Source organism: Tenacibaculum sp. IB213877 (assembly GCF_034043975.1).
Lineage (GTDB): Bacteria > Bacteroidota > Bacteroidia > Flavobacteriales > Flavobacteriaceae > Polaribacter.
On the sequence record NZ_JAXCHH010000017.1, the window covers coordinates 1 to 4,588 of the forward strand.

A 4,588-nucleotide genomic window follows, 5' to 3' on the forward strand; every position below is an offset into this window, starting at 1 on the left:
TCAAATTAATAAAAAAAATCGCATTTTAAAAATGTGATTTTTTTATTAAAAAAACCAAAATAAACATATATTTTGTTTTTTTTTAACATTTTTAATTAAAAATATTCAAACAAATTTGTTTTTGTTAAAAAAAAATTAAAAATTTGCTTATGTTAAAAATTAACTATACTATGATAAAAAAAAATTATGTAATAAAATTACTTGGAGTGTTCTTACTTTCAAGTAATATTCTTTCACAGTCTATTAGTGGAAAAATATTAGATAAGAATGGAGATCCTATTCCTGGAACTAATATTATTGAAAAAGGTACTCCTAATGGTACTTCTACAGATTTTAATGGTGATTTTAATTTGAATTTAAAAAAATCACCCTCTATTTTAGTAGTAACATCAATTGGCTTTTCAACTATTGAGAAGAGTGTTAAGGGAGGAGAAAAAATAATAATTACTTTACAAGAAGAAAATGATATTTTAAATGAAGTGGTTATATCTGGATTAGCAACATCAACCAAAAGATCAAATTTAGCTAATACCGTATCTTCAATATCGGGAGCTCAATTAGCACAAGTAACAGCTCAATCAGGGTTTGATAGTGCATTATCAGGAAAGTTTACAGGTGCTGAAATTAAAGCAAATTCAGGAGCCCCTGGAGGAGGTATTTCTATGAGACTAAGGGGTGTTACTTCTATTTTTGGAGACCAGCAGCCTCTTTTTGTTGTTGATGGTGTTTATGTAGATAATTCTTCAATTTCTTCAGGTAATAATGTTGTTAGTGAGGCCGCAGGTGGAGGTAATACTTCAACCAACCAAGATGATGCCTCTAACAGGATAGCGGATATTGATCCTGAAGATATTGAAAATGTAGAGATATTAAAAGGAGCTTCAGCCGCTGCTTTATATGGTTCAAGAGCAGCAGGAGGTGTTGTGATTATTACTACTAAAAGAGGAAAACAAGGTAAACCAAGAGTTTCTTTTTCTCAAACAGTAGGTTTTAGAAGTCCAACGAGATTATTAGGATTAAGAGATTGGAATGCTACAAGAGTATTTGATAATTTTTACTCACCAAGTGAAGATCCAGTTGAAGATGCTGAAAATACAGCTAATGCTCAGGCTGTAGTAAATAGGTTTAATCAAGCAGTAGCTAACGGTGGATTAAGAGATTATGAAGCAGAATTGTTTGATCATACTAGAATTTCAACTACTGCAAGATTTAGTACTTCTGGAGGTTTTGAAAAAACGGACTACTTTTTTGGAGTAACACACAAAGAAGAACCAGGTTTGGTTGAAAATACTGGTTATGAAAAAGCTTCTGTCAGATTGAACATTGGACAAAAATTTAATGATTGGTTAGATTTATATGTAACTTCAAATTATATAAATTCTCAAGCAGATAGAGGTTTTTTTAATAACGGAAATGCAAATAGAACTGTTGGATATGCATTAGCATTCACATATCCTTGGGAAAATCTATCTCCGAGTAGTGATGGACTTTATCCTTTTGGAGGTGCAGGATCAAACGTTTTAGAAACGGTTGCACTTACTACAAATAGAGAAAATGTAAATCGTTTTATAGGTAGTGCAACTTCCAATGTTAAAATTTTAGATGGAGAATCAAATAGATTAAAATTAGTCTTACAAGCAGGTTTTGATCAGTATACATTGCGAACTACTAGTATTTTCCCTAGAGAACTAACTTATTTTAGAGATCGTTCAACACTTAAAGGAGCCGCAATTTCAGGAACAACGGTAAATACAAATTACAATTTATCTGCATTTTTGGTACATAATTTAGATTTGAAAAACGGATTAGGTTTCACAACACAGGTTGGTACTTTCTTTCAAGATTTTGACAGAAATACAGTAATTACTGTGGGAACTGGCTTTAATGGAGCTTTAACTAATTTGTCATTGGCAGATAATTTATCTTCACAACAAACTATTAGATTACAAAAAGATACTGGTTTCTTTGCTCAAGAAGAGATTAATTATGATGATAAAATAATTGGAACAATAGGGATTAGAGGAGATAAATCTACCAATAACGGTATTTCTGATAAGATGTATTATTATCCAAAAGCAAATTTAGCTGTCAATTTACATAGGTTTGGTTTGGGAGATTTAGGCCCATTTAATAGTATAAAACCTAGAGTTGCTTACGGTGAAGCAGGTAGGTTTCCAAATTTTAATGACCAATTCACTCTAACTACACCTCAATTTATTGGAGGTAATTCAGGTTTTGCTCCTGGAACATTTAAAGGAGATCCAAATATTGAGCCAGAACGCCAAAAAGAATTAGAATATGGTATTGATCTTGGGTTGTTTGATAATAGATTATTATTAGAAACTACAATCTATGATAAGAAAATTAGTGATTTACTAATTCAAGAGCAGGTACCTCTTTCAACTGGATTTACTAGGGAGATAAAAAATGGAGGTGAACTTCAGAATAAAGGTATTGAGATTGGACTAAACGCAAATGTTATAGAAAAAGAAGATTTTTCATGGGATACAAATGTAAAATGGTGGAAAAACAAATCTAAAATTACAAAACTAGATGTTCCAGCATTTACTGAAGGTGGATTTGCTTCTTCATTAGGTACTTTTTATATTCAAGAAGGATTTAGTGCTACCCAAATTGTTGGAACCTATGATGCAGATGAATATTCAGCTGAAGAAATAGCTAGAAGAGACCCGGAAGGAGATGGTTTCTTTGTATATGGTAATGCAGAACCAGATTTTCAAATGTCTTGGCAAAATAGTTTAAGATATAAGAATTTTGATTTGTCATTTTTATGGCATTGGAAAAAAGGAGGCGATGGAATTAATTTAACAACTCTATTATATGATCTTGCTGGTACAACATGGGATTATGATGATACAGGTTTAGATCCATCAGGAACACTTTCAAATGGGGACTACAGATCAAGTCAAGCATTTGTCAATCCTGAACCACTTATTGAAGATGCAGGATATATTAGATTACGTGAAGTAGGATTGTATTACACATTTAATGACAATGTATTTAAAGGGTTTGAAAAAGTTAAAGTAGGAATCTCAGGTAGAAATTTGATTAATATTTTTGATTATAACAGTTATGATCCTGAGGCATCAAACTTTGGTAATAATGTTTTAGCAAATAATGTTGAGGTAACTCCTTATCCTGCTGCAAAATTTATCAACTTTCATTTAAATGTTAATTTTTAATTCAAAAAGTAAGTTATTATGAATAAAATATATTTAAAACTACTAGTATTAGGTTTAGTGGCTGTTTTTCAAAGTTGCGAGCTTGATGAATTACCAAACCAAAATGCACCAACTTTAGATAGCTTTGCTGAAGGAGCAACTGCTGCAGATGTTGAGGCTTTGGCGGTTGGTTTAGAAGCTATCACAAGAAATGATTTAGAGTATCATTATCAAACGGTTAGTTATTTGGCTAGAGAATACCATGATTTAACTGGTACTGATCCTCGTTATACTGGTGAAATATTAAAAGGACCATTAGACAATAATGGTTTTTTAACAACACGAGCTTATGCGGCATGGTATAGGGTTGTTAAATCGGCTAACGTTTTGATTAATGCTGTAGATAATTCATCTGCAGGATTTACCGATGCAGAGAAAAACTCCTATTATGGTTTTGCAAAAACAGTTAAAGCATATGCTTTATTAATGTCGGCAAGCCGACAATACACAAATGGTATTCGAATTGATGTGGCTGATCCTGATAATTTAGGACCTTTTGTAGGATACGATGAGGCACTCGTTCAAATTAGGAACTTATTTAATGAAGCAAATAACCATCTGTTAAATTCTCCTGACAATTTTGAATTCCCTTCAACTTTTGCTAGAAATACGGATTCATTTATTGAGTTTAACAGAGCTCTGACAGCTAGAGTTGCTTTATATCAAGGGGATATGTCAAGTGTTTTGACTCTTCTTGATGATTCCTTCCTTGATTTGGATGGTGATCTTATGTCAGGTGTAGCTCATATTTTTGGGTTGGCTGGTAATGATCTTCCGAATAACCAATTTAATACTTTAGGAGATGATGGGCCTAAATTTATGGTTCATAACACATGGGTAGCCGATGCTGAGGCAAATGATAGTCGTGTTAACGATAAATCTCTTATGCTTTCTCAAGCTGCTACTTTTGATAATCTATCTGCAACACATCAATTTGCTTTATACAAAAGTAATACAGACTCTGTTTATTTAATTAGAAATGAAGAATTAATATTAATGTATGCTGAGGCTAATATAGGAACAAATAATCCTGAAGCGATTAATGCTATTAATATTGTAAGAAATGCTGCAGGATTACCAGATTATTCTGGAGGAACTTTGGATGATGAATTAATTGAAGAAGTATTACATCAAAGAAGGTATTCTTTATTTGGAGAAGGGCATAGATGGATAGATTTAAGAAGACTTGATAGATTAAATAGCACTTATGTTCCGTTAGATAGGGCAGGAGATAATATTATTGATGCTTTCCCAACACCTTTTAGTGAATTAGGAGTTTAAATAGAAAGTTTTTCATTGTAAAAAAAAGCTCTCTGATTTCAGAGAGCTTTTTCTTATAAAGATGT

Annotated in this window: 2 protein-coding genes; both read left to right on the plus strand. The window is 32.0% G+C overall.

The annotated features are described in order from the left end of the window. The first annotated feature begins 170 nt into the window (after positions 1–170). Positions 171–3,203 carry a SusC/RagA family TonB-linked outer membrane protein gene (locus tag SLH33_RS12810; protein ID WP_320419514.1) on the plus strand — a complete coding sequence of 1,011 codons (3,033 nt, stop codon included), beginning with the start codon at positions 171–173 and terminating at the stop codon, positions 3,201–3,203. Positions 3,204–3,221: 18 nt separating this feature from the next. Continuing rightward, the gene (locus tag SLH33_RS12815) at positions 3,222–4,523 is read left to right on the plus strand and encodes a RagB/SusD family nutrient uptake outer membrane protein (RefSeq protein WP_320419515.1); all 1,302 of its coding nucleotides are present in this window, start codon (positions 3,222–3,224) and stop codon (positions 4,521–4,523) included. Positions 4,524–4,588 lie beyond the last annotated feature (65 nt).

Bases quoted from the DNA above. Each gene is read 5' to 3' on its own strand.
- SLH33_RS12810 (WP_320419514.1), top strand. From the start codon at position 171: ATGATAAAAAAAAATTATGTAATAAAATTACTTGGAGTGTTCTTACTT.
- SLH33_RS12815 (WP_320419515.1), top strand. From the start codon at position 3,222: ATGAATAAAATATATTTAAAACTACTAGTATTAGGTTTAGTGGCTGTT.